The 21,361-nt window shown below is 59.2% G+C and carries 16 protein-coding genes; 5 read left to right on the forward strand and 11 right to left on the reverse strand.

The genetic code is table 11. The features are described 5' to 3' along the window. The first annotated feature begins 100 nt into the window (after positions 1-100). Positions 101-346 carry a hypothetical protein gene (locus B348_RS0128670; protein ID WP_017739467.1) on the forward strand — a complete coding sequence of 82 codons (246 nt, stop codon included), beginning with the start codon at positions 101-103 and terminating at the stop codon, positions 344-346. Between the two features lie 97 nt (positions 347-443). After that, positions 444-692 (forward strand): hypothetical protein, encoded by a 249-nt coding sequence (locus B348_RS0128675; protein WP_017739468.1) that lies wholly within the window; start codon positions 444-446, stop codon positions 690-692. A 113-nt stretch (positions 693-805) separates the two neighbouring features. Here B348_RS0128675 and B348_RS0128680 read toward each other — a convergent pair whose 3' ends face one another. The 11 genes from B348_RS0128680 to B348_RS0128730 form a co-directional block, all read right to left on the reverse strand. After that, entirely contained in the window at positions 806-1,777 is a 972-nt protein-coding gene (locus B348_RS0128680) for a peptide ABC transporter ATP-binding protein (RefSeq protein WP_017138288.1), read from the reverse strand. Continuing rightward, a complete protein-coding gene (locus B348_RS0128685; RefSeq protein ID WP_017739469.1) occupies positions 1,777-2,745 on the reverse strand; it encodes an ABC transporter ATP-binding protein in 969 nt (322 codons plus the stop codon). The genes B348_RS0128680 and B348_RS0128685 overlap by 1 nt, the downstream gene beginning before the upstream one ends. 10 nt (positions 2,746-2,755) lie before the next feature. Further along, positions 2,756-3,667, reverse strand: a complete 912-nt coding sequence (locus tag B348_RS0128690) for an ABC transporter permease subunit (protein ID WP_026137147.1) — start codon at positions 3,665-3,667, stop codon at positions 2,756-2,758. 10 nt (positions 3,668-3,677) lie between these two features. Next, positions 3,678-4,688: an ABC transporter permease subunit gene (locus B348_RS0128695; RefSeq protein WP_017739471.1), complete on the reverse strand. Its 1,011-nt coding sequence runs from the start codon at positions 4,686-4,688 to the stop codon at positions 3,678-3,680. Positions 4,689-4,764: 76 nt separating this feature from the next. Then, positions 4,765-6,363 carry an ABC transporter substrate-binding protein gene (locus B348_RS0128700; RefSeq protein WP_026137148.1) on the reverse strand — a complete coding sequence of 533 codons (1,599 nt, stop codon included), beginning with the start codon at positions 6,361-6,363 and terminating at the stop codon, positions 4,765-4,767. 80 nt (positions 6,364-6,443) lie between these two features. Then, the gene (locus B348_RS0128705; RefSeq protein ID WP_017739473.1) at positions 6,444-7,847 is read right to left on the reverse strand and encodes an OprD family outer membrane porin; all 1,404 of its coding nucleotides are present in this window, start codon (positions 7,845-7,847) and stop codon (positions 6,444-6,446) included. A 171-nt stretch (positions 7,848-8,018) separates the two neighbouring features. Further along, the gene (locus tag B348_RS0128710; RefSeq protein ID WP_017739474.1) at positions 8,019-9,623 is read right to left on the reverse strand and encodes an ABC transporter substrate-binding protein; all 1,605 of its coding nucleotides are present in this window, start codon (positions 9,621-9,623) and stop codon (positions 8,019-8,021) included. Positions 9,624-9,926: 303 nt separating this feature from the next. Further along, entirely contained in the window at positions 9,927-11,555 is a 1,629-nt protein-coding gene (locus B348_RS0128715; protein WP_026137149.1) for an ABC transporter substrate-binding protein, read from the reverse strand. Positions 11,556-11,813: 258 nt separating this feature from the next. After that, positions 11,814-13,415 (reverse strand): ABC transporter substrate-binding protein, encoded by a 1,602-nt coding sequence (locus tag B348_RS0128720; protein WP_017739476.1) that lies wholly within the window; start codon positions 13,413-13,415, stop codon positions 11,814-11,816. A gap of 98 nt (positions 13,416-13,513) precedes the next feature. Next, positions 13,514-16,255, reverse strand: coding sequence for a hypothetical protein (locus B348_RS01000000130410; RefSeq protein ID WP_017739477.1), 2,742 nt, complete (start codon positions 16,253-16,255; stop codon positions 13,514-13,516). 489 nt (positions 16,256-16,744) lie between these two features. After that, the gene (locus B348_RS0128730; RefSeq protein WP_017739478.1) at positions 16,745-17,455 is read right to left on the reverse strand and encodes an SIMPL domain-containing protein; all 711 of its coding nucleotides are present in this window, start codon (positions 17,453-17,455) and stop codon (positions 16,745-16,747) included. Positions 17,456-17,660: 205 nt separating this feature from the next. Between B348_RS0128730 and B348_RS0128735 the strand changes: the two genes are divergently transcribed. The 3 genes from B348_RS0128735 (at position 17,661) to B348_RS0128745 (ending at position 21,301) form a co-directional block, all read left to right on the forward strand. Beyond that, on the forward strand, positions 17,661-18,923 hold the full coding sequence (locus tag B348_RS0128735) for an ATP-binding protein (protein ID WP_017739479.1): 1,263 nt from the start codon (positions 17,661-17,663) through the stop codon (positions 18,921-18,923). Next, a complete protein-coding gene (locus B348_RS0128740; protein ID WP_003171731.1) occupies positions 18,916-19,476 on the forward strand; it encodes a response regulator transcription factor in 561 nt (186 codons plus the stop codon). Before B348_RS0128735 ends, B348_RS0128740 begins: the two co-directional genes overlap by 8 nt. Positions 19,477-19,576: 100 nt before the next feature. Beyond that, positions 19,577-21,301, forward strand: a complete 1,725-nt coding sequence (locus B348_RS0128745; protein WP_017739480.1) for an ABC transporter ATP-binding protein/permease — start codon at positions 19,577-19,579, stop codon at positions 21,299-21,301. The last annotated feature ends 60 nt before the right edge of the window (positions 21,302-21,361 follow it).

Genomic DNA, 21,361 nt, shown 5'->3' on the forward strand with positions numbered 1-21,361 from the left:
GGCAAGCCAGCTCCCACAGTTTGATCTTCACAAGACTTGGGATTGGCGAGAACCGTATATCGGGTCTAGTTTTTACCCACTGACCGTAAAGGAGACCGCTGTGTTTAGTATTCAACGCGTTATCCACCTGGTTCTACTCGCTGGCCTGGCGCTACCCACCGCACCCGCCCTGGCCGACGCCGGCACGCCCCAATGGAAAGACACCGGCCCCGTCACCAAGCGCAAGCAGCAGGAGGTCAACTCCGGCAGCTGGCAGCCCCAGGCCCAGCCCGCGCCCAAGGAAGACGCGGAAAACCCCTACAACGAAGGGGAAGACAGCGAAACCTACGACGACGGCGATACCTGACAGGCGATTGGCGCAAACCCCGGATCGCAACTAGCTTGAATCACAGCACCAGTGGACCGCTGGCGCACGTGACTCACTGACTGGACGGAAACCGACCATGACTATCTTTCAACGTTTAGTGCTGTTGCTGAAAGTGTTGGTGCTGTTGACGCTGGGTACCACCACCGCATGGGCCAATAGCGCCGTGCAAAGCCAGGCGCCCGGGTTTGTGGCGGCGAAGAACCTGCAGCTGGCCAAGAGCGAATCCGAAGCCGGTGACAAAGGCCAAGGCGGCTCCGAGGATGACGACGATCAGCAAGCCCCACCGCCTGACGAGGACGACAGCGAAGGCGACAGCGATACCTGAGTCGAGGCGAAAAAAAGCCCCACCTGCCGGACTGATGCGCAATCCGACGGGTGGGGCGGTAGAACTCCTGTAATGCCCTGGGCTTGATCTCCCAGGGCATTTTTATTGCGGGGTTATGCCACAAACTGCTCCGCGTAGTGGCAAGCCACCTGACGGTTATCCAAGGCGCGCAGTTGCGGCTCTTCGCTGCTGCACCGCGCGGTCGCATACGGGCAGCGCTTGTGGAAGGCGCAGCCAGGCGGCGGGTTCAGCGGGTTGGGCAGTTCGCCGACGATCTTGATCTTCGGCTTGTTCGGGTCCGGGTGGATGGTCGGGGTGGCCGACAGCAGCGCCTGGGTGTACGGGTGCAGCGGGCGGGCGTAGATATCTTCCTTGGGGCCGACTTCCACCGGGCGCCCGAGGTACATCACCATCACGTCATCGGCAACGTGTTGCACCACCGCGAGGTTGTGGGAAATGAACACGTAGGCCGTGTTGAATTCCTGCTGCAAATCCATGAACAGGTTGAGCACCTGGGCCTGGATCGACACGTCCAGCGCCGAGGTCGGTTCATCCGCCACCAGCACTTTCGGTTGCAGCATCATGGCGCGGGCCAGGGCGATACGCTGGCGCTGGCCACCGGAGAACATGTGCGGGTAGCGCTGATAATGCTCGGGGCGCAGGCCCACTTGCTTCATCATCGCCTGCACTTTCTCGCGGCGTTCGGCGGCGGACAGGTTGGTGTTGATCAACAGCGGCTCGCCGAGTTGATCACCGACTTTCTGCCGCGGGTTCAACGACGCGTACGGGCTCTGGAACACCATCTGCACGTCTTTGCGCAATTGCTTGCGCTGGGCCTTGTCGGCGCCGGCGACTTCCTGGCCGGCGATTTTCAGCGAACCCGAAGACGGCTCTTCAATCAGCGTCAGTGCGCGGGCCAGGGTGGACTTGCCGCAGCCCGACTCGCCTACAACCGCGAGGGTCTTGCCAGCTTCCAGCTCGAAGGACACACCATTAAGCGCGCGTACCAGCGCATGGCCCTTGAACAGGCCACGGGACACTTCGTAGTGACGGGTCAGGTCGCGGGCGGTAAGAACGACGGCCATTACGCCACCTCCTGGTTCAAGGGGTAGAAGCAGCGCGCGAGGCTGTTGGTTTTCGGATCAAGGCCCGGGCGTTGGGCACGGCAGGATTCCTGCACGTACGGGCAGCGCGGCGACAGCAGGCAACCCTGCGGGCGGTCGTAACGGCCCGGAACGATGCCTGGCAAGGTCGCCAGGCGCGTGGCGCCCAGGCTGTGCTCGGGAATCGCCTTGAGCAGCGCTTCGCTGTACGGATGCGCGGGGATGTCGAACAACTGCGGCACCTGGCCGACTTCCACGGCTTGGCCGGCGTACATCACGCACACGCGCTGGGCGGTTTCAGCCACGACCGCGAGGTCGTGGGTGATCAGCACCAGGCCCATGTTCTGCTCTTTCTGCAGGGCCAGCAGCAGTTCCATGATCTGCGCCTGGATGGTTACGTCCAGTGCCGTGGTCGGCTCATCGGCGATCAGCAGTTTCGGCTCGCCGGCAATCGCCATGGCGATGGCCACACGCTGGCTCATACCACCGGACAGTTGGTGCGGATAGGCATCCATACGGCTGGCAGCGCCGGGGATTTCGACCTTTTCCAACAGTTCGATGGCGCGCTTGCGCGCTTGCTTGCCGGACATTTTCAGGTGCAGGCGCAGCACTTCTTCAATCTGGAAACCCACGGTGTAGCTGGGGTTCAGCGCGGTCATCGGGTCCTGGAACACCATCGCCAGGTCTTTGCCGACGATCTGGCGGCGCTGGCGGTTGCTCAGCTTGAGCATGTCCTTGCCGTCGAAGTTCAGGGCGTCGGCGGTGACGATGCCGGGGTGCTCGATCAGGCCCATCAGCGCCATCATGGTCACGGATTTACCCGAGCCCGACTCGCCAACGATCGCCAGGACTTCGCCTTTGTCGACGGAGATGTCGAGGCCGTCGACCACCGGCACGGCGGTCTTGTCGCCGAAGCGCACATTGAGATTCTTGATTTCTAACAGTGACATGGGAATCTCCTCAGGCGGCGTTCTTGAGTTTCGGGTCCAGCGCATCGCGCAGGCCGTCACCCATCAAGTTGATTGCCAGCACGCTGAGCAAAATGGTCAGACCAGGCAGGCTCACCACCCACCAGGCGCGTTCGATGTAGTCACGGGCCGAAGCCAGCATGGTGCCCCACTCAGGCGTCGGCGGTTGTACGCCCAGGCCAAGGAAGCCCAGGGCGGCCGCGTCGAGGATCGCCGACGAGAAGCTCAAGGTGGCCTGCACGATCAGCGGTGCCATGCAGTTGGGCAGCACGGTGATGAACATCAGGCGTGGCAGGCCGGCGCCGGCGAGGCGGGCAGCGGTCACGTAGTCACGGTTCAGTTCGCCCATCACGGCGGCGCGGGTCAGGCGCACATAGGACGGCAGCGAGACGATGGCGATGGCGATCACGGTGTTGATCAGGCCAGGGCCGAGGATCGCGACGATGGCTACGGCCAGCAGCAGCGACGGCAGGGCCAGCATGATGTCCATCAGGCGCATGATGGTCGGGCCAAGCAGGCGCGGGAAGAACCCAGCGAACAGGCCCAGCAGGATGCCCGGGATCAGCGACATCACCACCGATGACAAACCGATCAGCAGCGACAGGCGCGAGCCCTGGATCAGGCGCGAGAGCAGGTCACGGCCCAGTTCGTCGGTGCCCAGCAGGAACTGGATCTGCCCACCTTCCAGCCAGGCTGGCGGGGTCAGCAGGAAGTCGCGGTATTGCTCGCTCGGGTTATGCGGCGCCACCCAAGGGGCGAACAGCGCGCAGAACACGATCAGCAGCATGAAGGCCAGGCCGGCCACCGCGCCTTTGTTCTTGGAAAAGGCTTGCCAGAATTCTTTGTACGGGGACGGATACAGCAGGCTTTGATCGACTGCTGACACGGGAGTAGGTGTGGTCATGGTCATGATCTCAGCGCTGGTGACGGATGCGTGGGTTGGCGAAGCCGTAGAGGATATCCACCACGAAGTTCACCAGGATCACCAGGCAGGCGATCAGCAAGATGCCGTTTTGCACCACCGGGTAGTCCCGTGCGCCAATGGCTTCGATCAGCCATTTGCCGATGCCGGGCCACGAGAAGATGGTTTCGGTCAGGACCGCACCGGCCAGCAGCGTGCCGACTTGCAGGCCGACCACGGTGAGTACCGGGATCAACGCGTTGCGCAGGCCGTGGACGAATACCACGCGCGCCGGCGACAGGCCCTTGGCCTTGGCGGTACGGATGTAGTCTTCGCGCAGCACTTCGAGCATCGACGAGCGGGTCATCCGCGCGATCACCGCCAGCGGGATGGTGCCGAGCACGATGGCCGGCAGGATCAGGTGGTGCAGGGCGTCGAAGAAGGCGTCTGGCTCGTCAGCCAGCAGGGTGTCGATCAGCATGAAGCCGGTGCGCGGCTCGATGTCGTAGAGCAGGTCGATGCGCCCGGACACCGGGGTCCAGCCCAGGCTCACGGAGAAGAACATGATCAGGATCAGGCCCCACCAGAAGATCGGCATCGAATAACCCGCGAGGGAGATGCCCATCACCCCGTGGTCGAACAGCGATCCTCGCTTGAGTGCCGCGATCACCCCGGCCAGCAGGCCCAGGATACCGGCGAACAACAGGGCGGCCATGGACAGTTCCAGGGTCGCGGGGAAGAGGGCGGTGAACTCGGTCCACACGCTGGTGCGGGTACGCAGGGATTCGCCAAGGTCGCCCTGGGCGAGCTTGCCGACGTAGTCCAGGTATTGCGCATACAACGGCTTGTTGAGGCCAAGGCGTTCCATTGCCTGTGCGTGCATCTCGGGGTCGACGCGCCTTTCACCCATCATCACTTCGACGGGGTCGCCAGGGATCATGCGAATCAACGCAAACGTGAGCAACGTGATGCCGAAGAACGTGGGGATCAATAACCCCAGTCGGCGGGCAATAAAACTAAACATCGTGTGGTGTACCTCAATCAGCCGGTTAGGCAGGTCCGGCACCACCCAGGTGGGCGGTGCCGAGCGTTTTTCTTATTTACTTCGCCTGGGTAGTGGCGAAGTTATTGGTGCCGAGAGGGCTGAGTGTGTAGCCCTCTACGTTTTTGCGCATGGCGGTGAACAGTTTCGGGTAAGCCATGGGAAGCCATGGCTGGTCTTGTTCGAAAACGTCCTGTGCTTGTTCATAGAGCGCCGCGCGTGTGGCGGGTTCCTTGGCGGCACGGGCCTTGTCGATCAAGTCCTGAAACTCCTTGTTACACCAGCGTGCGTAGTTTTCGCCGTTTTTCGCTGCATCGCAACTCAGGTTCGGCGTGAGGAAGTTATCCGGGTCGCCGTTATCGCCGACCCAGCCGGCCGACACCATGTCGTGCTCGCCGCCTTTGGCGCGCTTGAGCATTTCGCCCCATTCCATGACTTTGATATTGATCTTCAGGCCGATCTGCGCCAGGTCGGCCTGCATGCGCTGGGCGCCCAACATGGGGTTGGGGTTGGTCGGCCCGCCGCCGTTACGGGTAAACAAGGTAAATTCGGTGCCTTCCGGTACCCCGGCTTCCTTGAGCAGGGCGCGGGCTTTGTCCAGGTCCCGTGGCGGGTTTTTCAGCTTGTCGTTGAAGCCCAGCAAGGTCGGTGGATACGGGCCGGTGCCCACCACCGCGTTGCCTTTGCCGAACAGGGCGTCGGTATAGCCGGCCTTGTCGAACGCGATGTTGATCGCGTGGCGTACCCGTGGGTCGCTCATGTACTTGTGGGTGGTGTTCATGGCGATGTAACTGGTGGTCATCGCCGCCAACCCATCGACCTTCAGGTTCGGGTCAGCCTGCATGCTCGGCACGTCATCCGGTTTCGGATACAGCGCGATCTGGCACTCGTTGGCCTTGAGCTTTTGCAGGCGCACGTTGTTGTCGGTGGTAATCGCCAGGATCAGCGGATCGGCCGGCGGCTTGCCACGGAAGTACTCCGGGTTGGCCTTGTAACGCACCTGGGCGTCCTTGGCGTAGCGCGTGAAGATAAACGGCCCGGTGCCGATCGGCTTGGCGTTCAGGTCATCGGTCTTGCCGGACTTGAGCAACTGGTCGGCGTATTCGGCGGAGTGGATCGAGGAAAACGCCATGGCCAGATCGGCCAGGAAGGGCGCTTCAGGACGGGTCAGGGTAAAGACGACGGTGTGATCGTCGGTTTTCTCTACGCTCTTGAGCAGTTCCTTGAAGCCCATGCTTTCAAAGTACGGGTAGCCCACGACGGATTTTTTATGCCACGGGTGGTTCGGGTCCAGCTGGCGCTGGAAGCTCCAAAGTACGTCGTCGGCATTCAGGTTGCGCGTGGGTTTGAAGTAGTCGGTGGTGTGGAACTTGATGTCGTCACGCAGGTGGAAGGTGTAGGTCAGGCCGTCCGCGCTGATTTCAGGCAGGTCCTTGGCCAGTGCCGGGACCACTTCGGTGGTGCCGGGCTTGAAGTCCACCAGGCGGTTGAACAGGGTTTCTGCTGCGGCGTCGGCGGTGACGGCCGTGGTGTACAGGACCGGATCGAAGCCTTCCGGGCTGGCTTCGGTGCAGACCACCAGCGGTTTGGCCGAGATGCCGACGGCCACGCTCAACAGCGCGGCAGCAATGGCGGCTTGTAGCGGGAGCATTTTCATTCGGAGCCCTCTGAAATCGATGGGACCAGACAAGCGTAGACGGCGGTCTCGTCCTGAGCCCGCCGTCTACCTGGCGCTGATTAAAGAATGTTGAACGGGATGGTGGTAACCAGACGGAATTCTTTGATAGAACCGTCAGATTGGTTTGCGCTGGCACGGTGTTCGACGTAGGTGGCGCGAATCGCGGTGGCCTTGAGCGGGCCGCTCTGGATTGCGTAGCTAGTCCCTACACCGTATTCCTGATGCTTCTCGCCGTCCTGTGTCTCGATACCGGTATAGGCGAACGCGCCGTTACGGTTACCGGTGTAGTGAGTACCGTCGATGCCCCAGCCGCGAGCCGTGTAGATGTTGAACTTCAGGCCCGGCACGCCGTATTCGGCCATGTTGAGGCCATAGGCGACCTGGAAGGATTTCTCGTTCGGACCGTTGAAGTCGGAGGTCAGGGAGTTGGCCAGGTAGATGCCGTTGGTTTCGTGCAGGTAGTCGAAATACTCATTACCGTTCACTTCCTGATAGGCGAACGTCAGGCTGTGAGCCTTGTGCGCGAGGCCAAGCGACAACGAGTAAGTGTCGTTATCGATGTAGCCCATCAACTTTTTACCTTCATCGACGGTTTTGTAGTAGTTCAGGCCGGTGGTCAGAGACAGGGTCTGACTGTCACCCAACTCGTGGGTCGCGCCGAAGTAGTACTGGTTCCAGAAGTCTTTCACTTGGGCGCCGAAGAAGCTGGTTTTCAGGCTTTCAAACGGCTGGTAGTTGGCACCCAAGGTGTAGACCTTGTCAGTCGTCGCGCTTTTGGCACCTTGTTGACTGTACTCTGCGCGGAACTTCGACAAGCTCTGCTCGGTACGTGGGGAAACGCGGTCGAACACGCCACCCTGGAACGACAGGTTGCTGAATTCTTTGCTGTCGAAGCTCACACCCTGGAAGCTCGAAGGCAATGCGCGGTTGCCGATATTGTCAACAATCGGCGTGCTGAAGTTTTGGCGACCTGCAGTCAAGGTGGTGTTCGACGCGCGGAACTGCACGTTGGCCAGGCCCAGTTTGCTCCACTGGTCTACAGCATTGCCGTTCGAATCAGCCAGGGTGCGGTTGGAGCCGCCCTTGATATCACGCTTGCTGCGGTCCAGCACCAGAGCGTTGTATACCGCCACTTCGGTCTTGACGCCCACGGTGCCCTGGGTGAAACCGGAACTGGCGTTGAGGATGGTGCCCTGTACCCAGTTGGTACGGTTACGGTCGGTCTTGATCTGGTCATGCTCGCGGTATTTCCAGGCACCGCCACGGTACAGGCTTTCGTGGGAGTACCAGTTACGCGTGGTGCCGCCCAGGCTGAAATCTTCGATAAAGCCTTTGGCCTCGCTTTGTGCGCTCGTGCCGGCCAGTGTGGTAGGAACGAATTCCTGGCTGGCGGGTTCAGCGTAGGCGGTTGCCGTGATGGTGCTGATGGCCAGGGCCAGAAGCGCTTTGCTGCTCAGTTTCATGGGTGAAGCTCCTTTGGTTCTCTTTTTTTTTGCCGGTCTTATTAGGTGATCCGGCTATTTGGGTTGTAACTCGTTCAAGCCTTTGCAAACGTTTGCCTTAAGGGAATTGCCGAAATAAGGCTGCACGTTTGCCGCAGAGCCAATTTCGCTCTGCGCCATCCGGTTATCTTTTTATGGGGTGATACTGACGCCCGAGAACACGTTGCGGCCGAAGGGGCTCACTTTGAAACCTTCGACTTTGGCGCTTAACGGCTGGTTGACCGTCGAGTGGGCGACTGGCGTGATCGGCACCTGCTGCTTGAGCAGTTGCTGCGCCTGTTTGTACAGAACAGTCCGTTGTTCGCGGTCGGTGACGACCTTGGCTTGCTTGATCAGCTTGTCGTACGCCGGGTCACACCACATGGAGTAGTTGTTCCCGCCGATGGCGTCGCAGCTATAGAGGGTGCCCAGCCAGTTGTCCGGGTCACCGTTGTCGCCGGTCCAGCCGATCAAGCTCACATCGTGCTCACCGTTCTTGGTGCGCTTGATGTATTCGCCCCACTCGTAGCTGACGATCTTCACTTTCAGGCCGATCTTGGCCCAATCGCTTTGCAGCATTTCTGCCATCAGCTTGGCGTTGGGGTTGTAGGGGCGTTGCACGGGCATCGCCCACAGGGTGATCTCGGTGCCTTCTTTCACGCCGGCAGCCTTGAGCAGTTCCTTGGCTTTTTCCGGGTTGTAGGCGGCGTCCTTGATGGTGTCGTCGTAGGACCACTGCGTCGGTGGCATGGCGTTGACCGCCAGTTGCCCGGCGCCCTGGTACACGGCGTTGAGGATGCTTTGCTTGTTCACCGCCATGTCCAGCGCCTGGCGCACTTCGAGCTGGTCGAAGGGCTTGTGGCGCACGTTGTAGGCGATATAGCCGAGGTTGAAGCCCGGCTTGGTCAGCAGTTGCAGGTTCGGGTCGGCCTTGAGGGCGTCAACGTCGGCTGGGCGCGGGTGCAGGGTTACTTGGCATTCGCCGGCCTTGAGCTTTTGCACACGCACCGAAGCGTCGGTGTTGATGGCGAAGATCAGTTGGTCCAGCTGGACCTTGCTCGGGTCCCAGTACTGTTTGTTGGGCGCGTAGCGGATCTGCGAGTCTTTCTGGTAGCGCTGGAACACGAACGGGCCAGTGCCGATCGGCTTCTGGTTGATGTCGCTGGGCTTGCCGCTCTTGAGCAATTGCTCGGCGTACTCGGCCGACAGGATCGCGGCGAAGCTCATGGCGATGTTTTGCACGAACGCGGCGTCCACCGTGTTCAAGGTCATCACCACGGTGTGCGGGCCGGTTTTCTCGACCTTGGCGATGTTCTTGTTCAGGCTCATCCCGTTGAAGTACGGAAACTCGGTGGGGTAGGCCTTGCGGAACGGGTGTTCGGGGTCAAGCATGCGGTTGAAGGTGAACAGCACGTCGTCGGCATTGAAGTCGCGCGTCGGCTTGAATTCCTTGTTGCTGTGGAACTTCACCCCTTCACGCAGGTGAAAGGTGTAGGTCAGGCCGTCTGGCGAAATATCCCACTTGGTTGCCAGAGCCGGTACTACGTTGGTCTCACCTTTTTCAAACTCGACCAAGCGGTTGTACAGCGGTTCGGCTGCATCGTTGTCGGTGGCGGTGGTGTATTGCGCGGTGTCAAAACCAGCCGGGCTGCCTTCGGAGCAGAACACCAGGCTCTTCTTGTCGGCGGCGTGGCCCATCGTGGCCACCGCCAGCAGGCTGGTGGCAAATAGTGCGGATAGAACAGTGGTATGGCGCATGACGATCCCGATCCTTGTTTGTTGTTGTCGTCAGCGAGCAATCACCCGGTCTTTCAGGACCGGGATGCATCGCTGACCCCACACGGCAAGTGCCCTGTCAGATTGAGGCTTCTGCGGCCCTGCGACGTTATGGGTCGCGGACTTCGCAGTAAATGCACGAAATCTGACTGTCGTTGTAGGTAACGGAGGCGCAGGTCGAAGTTTGTTGCTGTAGGACGGCAACGGCTTCGGCTGTGGTCTGTTTCCTACATCTTGGGCGGATGCAATAACGGCGACGTTATGAAACGTCGCCGCCAATGACCCTTATTTGCCGCTGACGCTCACGCCGTAGAAGGAGTTCAAGCCAAACGGGCTGATCTTGAAGTCCTGCACGGTGTTGCGCATGGGTTGATACACCGTCGAGTGCGCGATAGGTGTCATCGGGACAGCATCTTTGAGGATATGTTGCGCCTGCTTGTACAGCTCGGTGCGTTTGGCGACATCCGAAGTCGCCTTGGCTTCTTTCACGGTGTCGTCGAATTTCTTGTCACACCATTTGGAGAAGTTGTTGCCGGCCAGCGAATCGCAGCCGAACAGCACGTTCAGCCAGTTGTCCGGGTCACCATTGTCGCCGCTCCAGCCAATGATCATGGCCTGGTTCTCGCCGCCTTTGGAACGCTTGATGTACTCGCCCCACTCGTAGCTGACGATGTTGACCTTCAGGCCGATCTGTTTCCAGTCGTTCTGCAGCATCTCGGCCATCAGCTTGGCGTTGGGGTTATACGGACGCTGAACCGGCATCGCCCACAGGGTGATCTCGGTGCCTTCCTTGACGCCTGCTTCCTTGAGCAAAGCCTTGGCTTTGGTCACGTCATGCGGGACATCCTTGATGGTGGTGTCGTAGGACCACTGGGTCGGCGGCATGGCGTTGACGGCCAGTTGGCCGGCGCCCTGGTAGACGGAGTCGATGATCTGCTGTTTGTTTACCGACATGTCCAACGCTTCACGTACGCGCAGGTCGGACAGTGGGTTGGCGGCGGTCTGGCCCTTGAGCACTGGCATCACGTTGTAGGCGATGTAGCCCAGGTTGAAACCGGCCTGGTGCGGCAGTTTCAGGTCCTTGTCTTCGCCCAGCGCCTTGAGGTCGGCCGGACGTGGGAACAGGGTGACCTGGCATTCGTTTTTCTTCAGCTTCTGGATACGCACCGACGGGTCGGTGGTGATAGCGAAGATCAGGTTGTCGATCTTCACGTCCTCAGGTTTCCAGTAATCCTTGTTGCCGGTGTAGCGGATGTTCGAATCTTTCTGGTAGCTCTTGAACACGAACGGGCCAGTGCCGATCGGCTTCTGGTTGATGTCCTGGGCCTTGCCTTCTTTCAACAGCTGGGCGGCGTATTCCGCCGACTGGATAGAGGCGAAGCTCATGGCCAGGTTCTGGATGAACGCCGCGTCCACGGTGCCAAGGGTGAACTTGACGGTGTGGTCATCGACTTTCTCGATGTTCTTGATGTTGGTGTCCATCCCCATGTCCGTGAAGTACGGGAACTCGGTGGGGTAGGCTTTGCGGAACGGATCGTCCTTGTTGATCATGCGGTTGAACGTGAACAGCACGTCATCGGCATTGAAGGTACGGGTCGGCTTGAAGTACGAGGTGGTGTGGAACTTGACGCCGTCGCGCAGGGTGAAGGTGTACGTGAGGCCGTCCGGGGACACGTCCCACTTGGTGGCCAGCCCAGGAATCACAGCGGTGCCGCCGCGCTCGAACTGGGTCAGACGGTTGAACATGGTTTCGGCCGAGGCATCGAAGTCTGTTCCGGTGGTGTACTGGCCTGGGTCGAAACCGGCCGGGCTCCCTTCGGAGCAGAACACCAGGTTAGTCGCCGCTTGGGCGAAAGGGGCTGCGGCCATAAGGCCCGCGCTAACAATTAACGGAATGACTGCGTGTTTAAGCATGTAGGCCTCATGATTTGTTGTCATTTTTGGTGGTGAGGGCGACCTCGTGAGCCGGCCTGCGGATACTTATGCAGGGGCCATACCCATTGCAAGATGCAGAACCGTTAGGAGGCTGAAACAGTGGTACGAACGTACAGGAATGTCGCAATTATGAAAGTTCTTACACAATTGAGTACATTTTGAGGGTTTTTTCGGTGCATCAGGCGCACCAAAAATGACCAACCGAGGCGTCTAGCGCACTCGGTTGGGGCGGTGCTGTTACTTATCTAGACTGACGCCGTAGAAGGGCGTGAGCCCGAACGGGCTGATCTTGAAGTCGTGGACTTCTTTGCGCAGGGGCTGGAAAACCGTCGAGTTCGCAATAGGCGTTATAGGTACTTGTTCCTTAAGGATTTTCTGCGCCTGTTGATACCACTTGATACGTTGCTCGCGGTCACTGCTGACCTTGGCCTGCTGCACCAGTTTGTCGTAGTCAGGGTTACACCATTTGGCGTAGTTGCTGCCCTTGACCGCAGCACAACTGTAGAGCACGCCGAGCCAGTTATCCGGGTCGCCGTTATCACCGGTCCAGCCGTAAATCATCGCGTCGTGCTCGCCATTTTTGGCGCGCTTGATGTATTCGCCCCATTCATAGCTGACGATGTTGGCCTTGATGCCGACTTTTGCCCAATCCTGCTGAATCATTTGTGCCGACATTCGCGCATTCGGATTGGACGCACGCTGGACCGTCATGGCCCACAGGTTGATCGTGGTACCTGGTGCGACGCCTGCTTCTTTTAGTAGCGCCTTGGCCTTGGCGGGATCGTAGGGTGCATCCTTGATATTCGGGTCATAAGACCACTGCGCTGGCGGCAACGCGTTCTGCGCCAATTGCCCGGCACTCTGGTACACCGCCTTGATGATCGCCGGCTTGTCGATGGCCATGTCCAGGGCCTGGCGCACCTTGAGCTGATCCAGCGGCGGATGGGTCACGTTGTAGGCCAGAAAACCCAGGTTGAAACCGGCCTGTTGCAGCACCCGCAGGTTGGGATCTTGCTTCATCACCTCGATGTCGGAGGGGCGCGGGTAGCCGCTGACCTGGCATTCGCCGGCCTTGAGTTTTTGCAGGCGCGAGGCGGCGTCGGGTGTGATGGCGAACACCAGGTTGTCGAGCTTCACGTCCTCGGGTTTCCAATACTGCTTATTGGCCACGTAGCGAATCTGCGAGTCTTTCTGGTAGCGCTTGAACACAAATGGCCCAGTGCCGACCGGCTTCTGGTTGATCTCTTCGGCCTTGCCCTGCTTCAACAGTTGCGCGGCATATTCGGCGGACTGCACCGAGGCAAAGCTCATGGCCAGGTTCTGCACAAATGACGCATCGACGTTGTTCAGGTTGAAGCGCACGGCGTGCTCGTCGAGTTTGTCGACGGCCTTGATCGTGGTGTTCAGGCCCATGTCGGTGAAGTACGGCGATTCGGAAGGGTAGGCCTTGCGAAACGGGCTGCCGGCATCCAGCAGGCGGTTGAAGGTGAACAGCACATCATCCGCGTTGAAATCGCGGGTAGGCGTGAAGAAGTCGGTGGTGTGGAACTTGACGCCATCGCGCAGGTGGAAGGTGTAGGTCAGGCCGTCGTTGGATACGTCCCAGCTTGTCGCCAGGCCGGGCTCCACTTCGGTACCGCCGCGCTTGAACTGGGTCAGGCGGTTGAACACGGTTTCGGCCGAAGCGTCGAAGTCTGTGCCGCTGGTGTACTGGCTGGGATCGAAACCGGCGGGGCTGGCTTCGGAGCAGTAGACCAGGGTGGTGGTGGCTTGGGCCATCGGCATGAACGCGAGCAGGCCGGCGGCAAGAAGCAGTGGTTTGAAGGTGATTCTTTCCATGGAGACCCCTGAAATGGCAGCCCTGCGCAGGCTACGCAAACGAAAACGGCGGTACCGAGGGTACCGCCGTTCATTGAGGGCAGATAGAGGGTTAGCGCTTATTCATCCGGTGTAGGCTTGATTTCCATGCGCGTTGGCGTAGAGGGGTCAACGGTATAACCGGCGCCGTCCAACTCGTTACTTTCGCGTATGGTAAATGTTCTTGATGCATTCACCTTTATGTCGGTAACGGGTTCAAGATCAAGGCGGTCTTCGGACAGTTTGCTCGCTATAAAGTCGATCTTGGCCGTGACAGTGGTCACGGCATCTGCTGGGTCATATTTGATGTGGTAGTGTGTATTGCGTCCGCTGCCAAGGACCGTTCCCTTAAAGCGGGGTGTCGCAAACTCACCCGCAGCGGGACCAAGCGCCCATTGGTTGGCAAGTTCGGAAATTCGAGCTCTCAACTCCGGTTCAGGAATGATTTTCTCAATTTCCTCGATACTTTTTTGTTTCAGCTGACGAAGCTCTTCGTTTGATAACAGAGCGCCTTTTTTTTGCTGAAGTTCGATTATCTGGCTGCCGATGTCGAGCTCCAGCTTGGCGTTCCCAGGACCTTCTATTGTGAACTTGTCGCGATGCAGGTCATCGATAAACTGGCTGCTGTATTCGCTGGTGCCGAATGTCGAAACGTTAGCCGGTGGCGGCGGCGTGGCGTCGGCAGGGTTTTCTTCAAACGTCCAGGAAATTTGCGGTGCGATTTTACCTTCTTCGTTCAGCGTGACACCGTATGTGTAATCGTAGCCATCAGTCTTGAGGTATTTATCCAGTATTTCAGCGCCCTTCATTTTTTTGCCATCGACATCAAGGAACTCATCTGAAAGTTGTCGCGGCCTTGTGAGTTCAACGTCTGCTGTTGAAGGTGATGCCCGGTTCCACCATGCACCGCCATCGCCCGGCGCACGTGTCCATTCGCCATCACGTCCAGGCGTTACCACCATCACTCCCTTGCCGGTATTTGGATCAATGATCTTGGCAAATGAGTTGCCCGATCGGTAGCTGCCGGATATTTCAAAGACCTTGTGGGTGCCCGTCTCATCGGTCACGCGCACGAACTGGCGAAATACTCCCTTGCTATCGGTCATTCGATAGACCCCCGACGCATTTCGGGTAGCGTTCCGTATCAGCTCCTCACCGTCGGCAACCGCATATTGCGCCATGGGAATGAGTGACGGCGACCTCGGCAAGGGTTGTGATACGTCTGTATTGGCAGGGTATGTGCCCCTGGATGTTCCTGGCTGGGATTCTTCGGTGATGGTGGGAACCTCCTCACTGGCGGGTGGCGCTTTGGGTGCCCGTACCAACTCAAAGTCACTGGATGGCGAGTTGTACCGCCAACTGACGTCTCTGAGATCAGGGGCGAGCGCGGCGGCGGGCGGTTCCTCCGTTCCTGCTCCTCCGGCGGTTGCTAGTTCGTGCGCCAATTGCAGCGCTGATATCACCGCCCCGGAACTGCCGCCAATACGATCCTCTGCGGTTTTTCCATAAATCCCATCGTGTATGCCGAAGACAATGTTGCCCGCGTTGCCCACCACGGGCACGTAACCGAAGGTATTGCCCCAGAAGTCTTTCGCGGCCTTCCAGTTTTGTTGTGAGGAACCAAATACTTCGGTCTGATCGGCCCATACTGCGTTGGTGGCGTTCTGCTCCTGATATTTGGAGGCAATGCCGTTGTCCAGGTTGCCAAACTTCAACTGATAATGATCGCCGCGTGCCCTGGTGTAATTAAATGTCTCCCTGACGGGGATGGCTTGATCTTTGAAGAGGTTTTGATACCCAGGGTAAGTGGCATTCTTGCCTCTGATCAGGGTGTCTAGAACATCTCCCGCCTTCGGCCAATGCGCGTCTTTTCCGCCTTGTCGGTCGCTGGCGTTGAAGCGCGTGTGTAAAGTGTTCTGGTTGTTCTTTGCCCAGTTGGCAAAGTCGTCGTCACCTTTTATCTCATGGGCCGCGCCATTTCTTAAATCAATCATCAACCCTTGATTCGGGCGGTTTTCATAGTTGCCGTCGTAGGGGGTGTAGGGGATGAATGCATACCCTGAGAGTGGGTAGCCATAGATGTTGGGGATAATGACCTGGCCATTATGTTCCAATGTGCGTTTGATCGCTTCTTTGGCTTCACCACTCAGTTTTTCAAAGCTGTCTTTGTTGTTGAAGAGACTTTGCAGGGTGCCTCGAGTAACGTAGGCATCTGCTTTTCCTGAACGTTGCGCCACTTCACCTGACGCATCCCGCATCGGCGTGGCTATATCTTTTTCCCAGTGATCCTGGAGTTTATGGCCAAGCGACTCCAGCTCGTTGATTTTTCCACGGCTCTTTTTTTCGATGCTCATGGATTGGAAATTGATCGGGCCACCTCGCTGCACCTTGTCATGCTCAAGGGCTCCGGCTGCTATTTCCCATGCAAAGTAGGTACGAATCTCGGTGCCGGTCAGTACATCGGGTTTTCCCATGCCGGTGTACGTGCTGAACTTTACTTTGAATTGTTCGTGCGGGTCATGGCCGGCCGCCAATAATCCACCGCTAAAATAACCCGCGGGCTCCATGAACTGGCGCGCGTTCTGGAACTTGATATTTCGTTTGCCCTCTCGATCACTCTCTATGTCTCCGATCAGCGTCTTGACGCGATTGGCATAGGCGTCGATATGTTGTTCTCGTTCTTCTTTGGTATAGCCCGTGCCGGGCGCCGGAGCGGTAGGTGTTCCGTAGATTGTCGTCGTGTAGGTACTGGCGCTGTTATTGGAAGAAGGGACTTCGGTCGTGGGTTTTTGGTCGGTTTTCTTGTTTTCGGCGTTCGCCATTTCACCCGCGTCATTCGCCGGTGCAAGGGGGGTCATTGTTGTTATGAAATTCGATGAGGTGGCCGACGTTATACTCATAATTAACTCGCTTTATCTTGGGGGACAAATAACAATTCGCCAATCGAGAGGTGCCTGGGTAAAGCCCATACTGCACGAACTATGGCCGATATCGGCTCGCCGATCCCTGGATAAAATAGCGGGTTGAATTGCTGACTAGCGCCGCATTAAAAGTGCAACTAAGTGTCTGGTTGTTTTAAGTTAAGTGTTGTAGTGGCTTTGCTCTGTCCGGGTTGATCTGATGGCAGCATTGAGTGGCTGAGTGTGTATGGGGCGTTCCACTTCAATGCCTACTAAACATTGCCGATGCTCGGCCGTTTTGCGCTGAGTCAATAGCATCCGAGAACGCCTTGCGTGCGATTGCTGAGGGGGGTGAGCAAAAAAAACGGCACAAGCCTTTATGGGCTGTGCCGTTTTGTCATAACGAATAGTTTATTGCAGCACTTCAATCACACCGTCAGCGCTCATGGTGACCTGGCTGGTACCGGCTTCCACTTCCGGCGTCGGCGCCGAATCCATGGCCGCGGCCTTCATCATCATGCCGCCACGGGCGTAGGGTTGTGGATAACCGTTGGTGTTGAAGTTCAGGTTGACGATCTTGTAGCCCTTGCCGCCCAGCGCATCGGTCGCCAGTTGTGCACGGGCCTTGAACGCGGCCACGGCATCCTTGAGCAACGCATCTTCACTGGCCTTGCGGGTGGCGTCGGCGATGGCGAAGTCCATGCTGTCCATTTTCAGGGTGTTGAGCAGTTCGCCGGTGAGCTTGGACAGCGCCGGGAAGTCCGCGCTTTCCAGGCGCAGTTCGGCGCGCTCGCGCCAGCCGGTGATCTTCTGGTTCTTGTTGTCGTAGATCGGGTAGCTGTTGCGGCTGCCCTGGCGCAGGGTCACGCCCTTGACTTCGCGAGACTGGGCCAGCGCCTTGTTCATGGTGGTGGTGATTTCGGCGGCAAGCTTGGCCGGGTCGCTGTTCTGGGACTCGGTGTAGAGGGTCACGATCATCTTGTCGCGGGCCACCTCCTGGCTGGCCTCGGCGCGCAGGGAAATCTGGTTGTAGTTCAGGCCTTCGGCGGCCAGGGCAGGAAGGCTGGCAAGGGTGGCGACGCCGAGGGTGATAACAGCTGCACTACGAGTGAAACGAGACATGAGAGCTCCTTAGGGTGTTCGTGTTCGGTAAGACTGTAGACGGTGGCATCGGGTTCTTCGGGTTTACACATTACCTACAAGTTTTGCCGATGCCGACGAACGGTATTTTCCCCGGCCTGCGGCAAAGAGCCACACGCGCCGTGCCAGCCGGTCGGCTTCGTTTATACTCCTGCCGATCCGCCTGCAGCGCTCAACGGGAGAGCTCATGCTCGCCGCCGTAAAACTGACTTCCGCCACCCGCCAGAACCTCTGGCGCCTGACGTTCATTCGCACCCTGGTCCTGGCCGCACAGGCCGGCTCCGTCGGGCTCGCCTATTGGTTCGACCTGCTGCCGCTGCCGTGGCTGCAATTGGGCGTGACCCTGGGTTTCTCCACCGTGCTGTGTGTGTTTACCGCGATCCGCTTGCGCACCACCTGGCCGGTGACCGAGTTGGAATACGCCCTGCAATTGGCGTGCGACCTGTTTATCCACAGTGTGTTGCTGTATTTCTCCGGCGGTTCCACCAACCCGTTCGTGTCGTATTACCTGGTGCCGTTGACCATCGCAGCGGTGACCTTGCCGTGGCGCTATTCGGTGGCGTTGTCGGGTATCGCCCTGACCCTCTACACCTTGTTGCTGGCGCGGTTCTATCCGCTGCAAACGTTCCCCATCGCCCGGGAAAACCTGCAGATCTACGGGATGTGGCTGAGCTTCGCCTTGTCTGCTGCCGTCATTACCTTTTTCGCCGCGCGCATGGCCGAAGAGCTGCGCCGCCAGGAAGAACTGCGCGCCATCCGCCGTGAAGAAGGCCTGCGCGACCAGCAATTGCTGGCCGTCGCCACCCAGGCCGCCGGCGCTGCCCATGAGTTGGGAACGCCGTTGGCGACCATGAGCGTACTGCTCAAGGAAATCATCCAGGACCACCACGACCCGGCGCTGCAGGAAGACCTCGGCGTGTTGCAGGAACAGGTCAAGCAGTGCAAACAGACCTTGCAGCAACTGGTGCGTGCCGCCGAAGCCAACCGCCGCCTGGCGGTGGAGATGCAGGACGTGACCCAGTGGCTCGACGAAGCCCTGAACCGCTGGCACCTGATGCGCCCTGAAGCCAGCTACCGCTTCCACCTGCTCGGGCAAGGCACCGTCCCGCGGATGGCGCCGCCGCCCGACCTGACCCAGGCGTTGCTCAACCTGCTGAACAACGCTGCCGACGCCTGCCCCGAAGGCCTGGGCGTGCAGCTGGACTGGGATGCGGAAGACGTGACCATCAGCATTCGCGACCACGGCGCCGGCGTGCCGCTGGCCATTGCCGAGCAGATCGGCAAACCGTTCTTTACCACCAAGGGCAAAGGCTTCGGCCTCGGCCTGTTTTTGAGCAAGGCCAGCGTGACCCGCGCGGGCGGCTCAGTGAAGCTCTATAGTCATGAGGAAGGTGGCACGCTCACCGAGCTGCGCCTGCCCCGTGTCGCACGAGGAGATATCGATGAGTGACGAGATCCAAGTCGAAGGCGAAGAACTGCCGCACCTGTTGCTGGTAGATGACGACGCAACCTTTACCCGCGTGATGGCACGCGCCATGAGCCGTCGCGGTTTCCGCGTGAGCACCGCCGGTTCCGCCGAAGAAGGCCTGACCATCGCCCAGGCCGACCTGCCGGACTACGCCGCGCTCGACCTGAAAATGGACGGCGACTCCGGCCTGGTGCTGCTGCCCAAGCTGCTGGAACTCGACCCCGAAATGCGCGTGGTGATCCTTACCGGTTACTCCAGCATTGCCACTGCCGTCGAGGCGATCAAGCGTGGCGCCTGCAACTACCTGTGCAAACCGGCCGATGCAGATGACGTGCTGGCCGCCTTGCTCTCCGAGCACGCCGACCTCGACACCCTGGTGCCGGAAAATCCGATGTCGGTGGACCGCCTGCAGTGGGAGCACATCCAGCGCGTGCTCACCGAACACGAAGGCAACATCTCCGCCACCGCCCGCGCCCTGGGCATGCACCGCCGCACCTTGCAGCGCAAACTGCAGAAGCGTCCGGTACGCCGCTGAACGAAGTCTGAACAACCTGCTTCAGGCTCCACGGCGCCCTGAACCGATCGTCTATGATCGGTTCAAACGCCTGTGATCTTTTCCCTACCGAGCCTGAACGATGAATCAGAACGCTGAGTACTCCGCGGTCAACGACGCGGTGCGTGGGCAATTCTTCCGCCGAACCTGGGCGATGATCACACCGTATTGGCGCAGTGAAGAGAAGGGCAAGGCCTGGTTGTTGCTGGCGGCGGTGATCGGCCTGTCGTTGTTCAGCGTGGCGATCTCGGTGTGGATCAACCACTGGTACAAGGACTTCTACAACGCCCTTGAACACAAGGACACCGCCGCTTTCTGGCAGCTGATCGGCTACTTCGGCGGGATCGCCGCCGTGGCGATCCTCGGCGCGGTGTACCGCCTGTACCTGACCCAGATGCTGACCATCCGCTGGCGCGCCTGGCTCACCGAAAAGCACTTCGCCCGTTGGCTCGCCAACAAGAACTACTACCAGCTGGAGCAGGGCGGTTACACCGATAACCCGGACCAGCGGATTTCCGAAGACCTCAACAACTTTACCGCCAACACCTTGAGCCTCGGCCTTGGCTTGCTGCGCAATGTGGTCAGCCTGGTGTCGTTCTCGATCATCCTGTGGGGCGTGTCGGGCAGTATCGAAGTGTTTGGCATCACCATTCCCGGCTACATGTTCTGGTGCGCGCTGCTGTACGCCGCCGTGGGCAGTTGGCTGACGCATTTGATCGGCCGTCGCCTGATCGGCCTGAGCAACCAACAGCAACGTTTCGAAGCGGACCTGCGTTTCTCCATGGTGCGCGTGCGTGAGAACGCCGAGAGCATCGCGCTGTACAACGGCGAGCCGAATGAACAACAGCGCCTGAGCACGCGCTTCGGCAAGGTCTGGCACAACTTCTGGGACATCATGAAAGTGTCCAAGCGCCTGACCTTCTTCACCGCCGGTTACAGCCAGATCGCGATCATCTTCCCGTTCATCGTCGCCGCGCCGCGTTACTTCACTGGCAAGATCGAATTGGGCGAGCTGATGCAAATCAACTCGGCGTTCGGCAACGTGCAGGAGAACTTCAGCTGGTTTATCAGCGCGTATTCCGACCTGGCGTCGTGGCGTGCCACCAGTGATCGTCTGCTGAGTTTTCAGCAGGCCATGACGGATAACGAGCAGCGCCCGCCAGCGATTGACGTGCGCCCTGAAGGCGAACGCCTTGTGTTGCAAAACCTGGGCATGGACCTGGCCGATGGTCGCCACTTGCTGACCGATGCGGACATGACCGTGGAGCCCGGCCAGCGCGTGATGCTCAGCGGGCGTTCCGGCAGCGGTAAAAGTACCTTGCTGCGTGCGATGGGCCATCTGTGGCCGGCGGGGCACGGCAGCATTCGTTTGCCGGCTGCGCGTTATCTGTTCCTGCCGCAGAAGCCTTACCTGCCGATCGGTACGTTGAAGGCGGTGTTGAGTTATCCACAAGACGACAGCACCTACCCGGCCGAACGTTATGCACAGGTGCTGGAGACTTGCCGCTTGCCGCATCTGGTTGGCCGTCTGGATGAAGCGAACCACTGGCAACGCATGCTCTCGCCGGGTGAGCAGCAACGTTTGGCGTTTGCCCGTGCGTTGTTGTTCGCGCCGCAATGGCTGTACATGGACGAAGCGACATCGGCGATGGATGAAGAGGATGAGGCGACGCTGTATCAGGCTTTGATTGATGAGTTGCCGGGATTGAGCATTGTCAGCGTGGGGCATCGCAGCAGCCTGAAGCGCTTCCATGGGCGGCATGTGCGGATCGAGGGTGGGCGTCTCCAGGAACAACAACCCGCCTAAGGGTGTACTCAATCAGTGTGGGAGCTGGCTTGCCTGCGATAGCGGTGTATCAGTGACAGA

This window comes from Pseudomonas sp. CBZ-4, assembly GCF_000346755.1.
Classification (GTDB): Bacteria; Pseudomonadota; Gammaproteobacteria; order Pseudomonadales; family Pseudomonadaceae; genus Aquipseudomonas.

Bases quoted from the DNA above. Each gene is read 5' to 3' on its own strand.
- B348_RS0128675 (WP_017739468.1), top strand. From the start codon at position 444: ATGACTATCTTTCAACGTTTAGTGCTGTTGCTGAAAGTGTTGGTGCTG.
- B348_RS0128680 (WP_017138288.1), bottom strand. From the start codon at position 1,777: ATGGCCGTCGTTCTTACCGCCCGCGACCTGACCCGTCACTACGAAGTG.
- B348_RS0128685 (WP_017739469.1), bottom strand. From the start codon at position 2,745: ATGTCACTGTTAGAAATCAAGAATCTCAATGTGCGCTTCGGCGACAAG.
- B348_RS0128690 (WP_026137147.1), bottom strand. From the start codon at position 3,667: ATGACCACACCTACTCCCGTGTCAGCAGTCGATCAAAGCCTGCTGTAT.
- B348_RS0128695 (WP_017739471.1), bottom strand. From the start codon at position 4,688: ATGTTTAGTTTTATTGCCCGCCGACTGGGGTTATTGATCCCCACGTTC.
- B348_RS0128700 (WP_026137148.1), bottom strand. From the start codon at position 6,363: ATGAAAATGCTCCCGCTACAAGCCGCCATTGCTGCCGCGCTGTTGAGC.
- B348_RS0128705 (WP_017739473.1), bottom strand. From the start codon at position 7,847: ATGAAACTGAGCAGCAAAGCGCTTCTGGCCCTGGCCATCAGCACCATC.
- B348_RS0128710 (WP_017739474.1), bottom strand. From the start codon at position 9,623: ATGCGCCATACCACTGTTCTATCCGCACTATTTGCCACCAGCCTGCTG.
- B348_RS0128715 (WP_026137149.1), bottom strand. From the start codon at position 11,555: ATGCTTAAACACGCAGTCATTCCGTTAATTGTTAGCGCGGGCCTTATG.
- B348_RS0128720 (WP_017739476.1), bottom strand. From the start codon at position 13,415: ATGGAAAGAATCACCTTCAAACCACTGCTTCTTGCCGCCGGCCTGCTC.
- B348_RS01000000130410 (WP_017739477.1), bottom strand. From the start codon at position 16,255: ATGGCGAACGCCGAAAACAAGAAAACCGACCAAAAACCCACGACCGAA.
- B348_RS0128730 (WP_017739478.1), bottom strand. From the start codon at position 17,455: ATGTCTCGTTTCACTCGTAGTGCAGCTGTTATCACCCTCGGCGTCGCC.
- B348_RS0128735 (WP_017739479.1), top strand. From the start codon at position 17,661: ATGCTCGCCGCCGTAAAACTGACTTCCGCCACCCGCCAGAACCTCTGG.
- B348_RS0128740 (WP_003171731.1), top strand. From the start codon at position 18,916: ATGAGTGACGAGATCCAAGTCGAAGGCGAAGAACTGCCGCACCTGTTG.
- B348_RS0128745 (WP_017739480.1), top strand. From the start codon at position 19,577: ATGAATCAGAACGCTGAGTACTCCGCGGTCAACGACGCGGTGCGTGGG.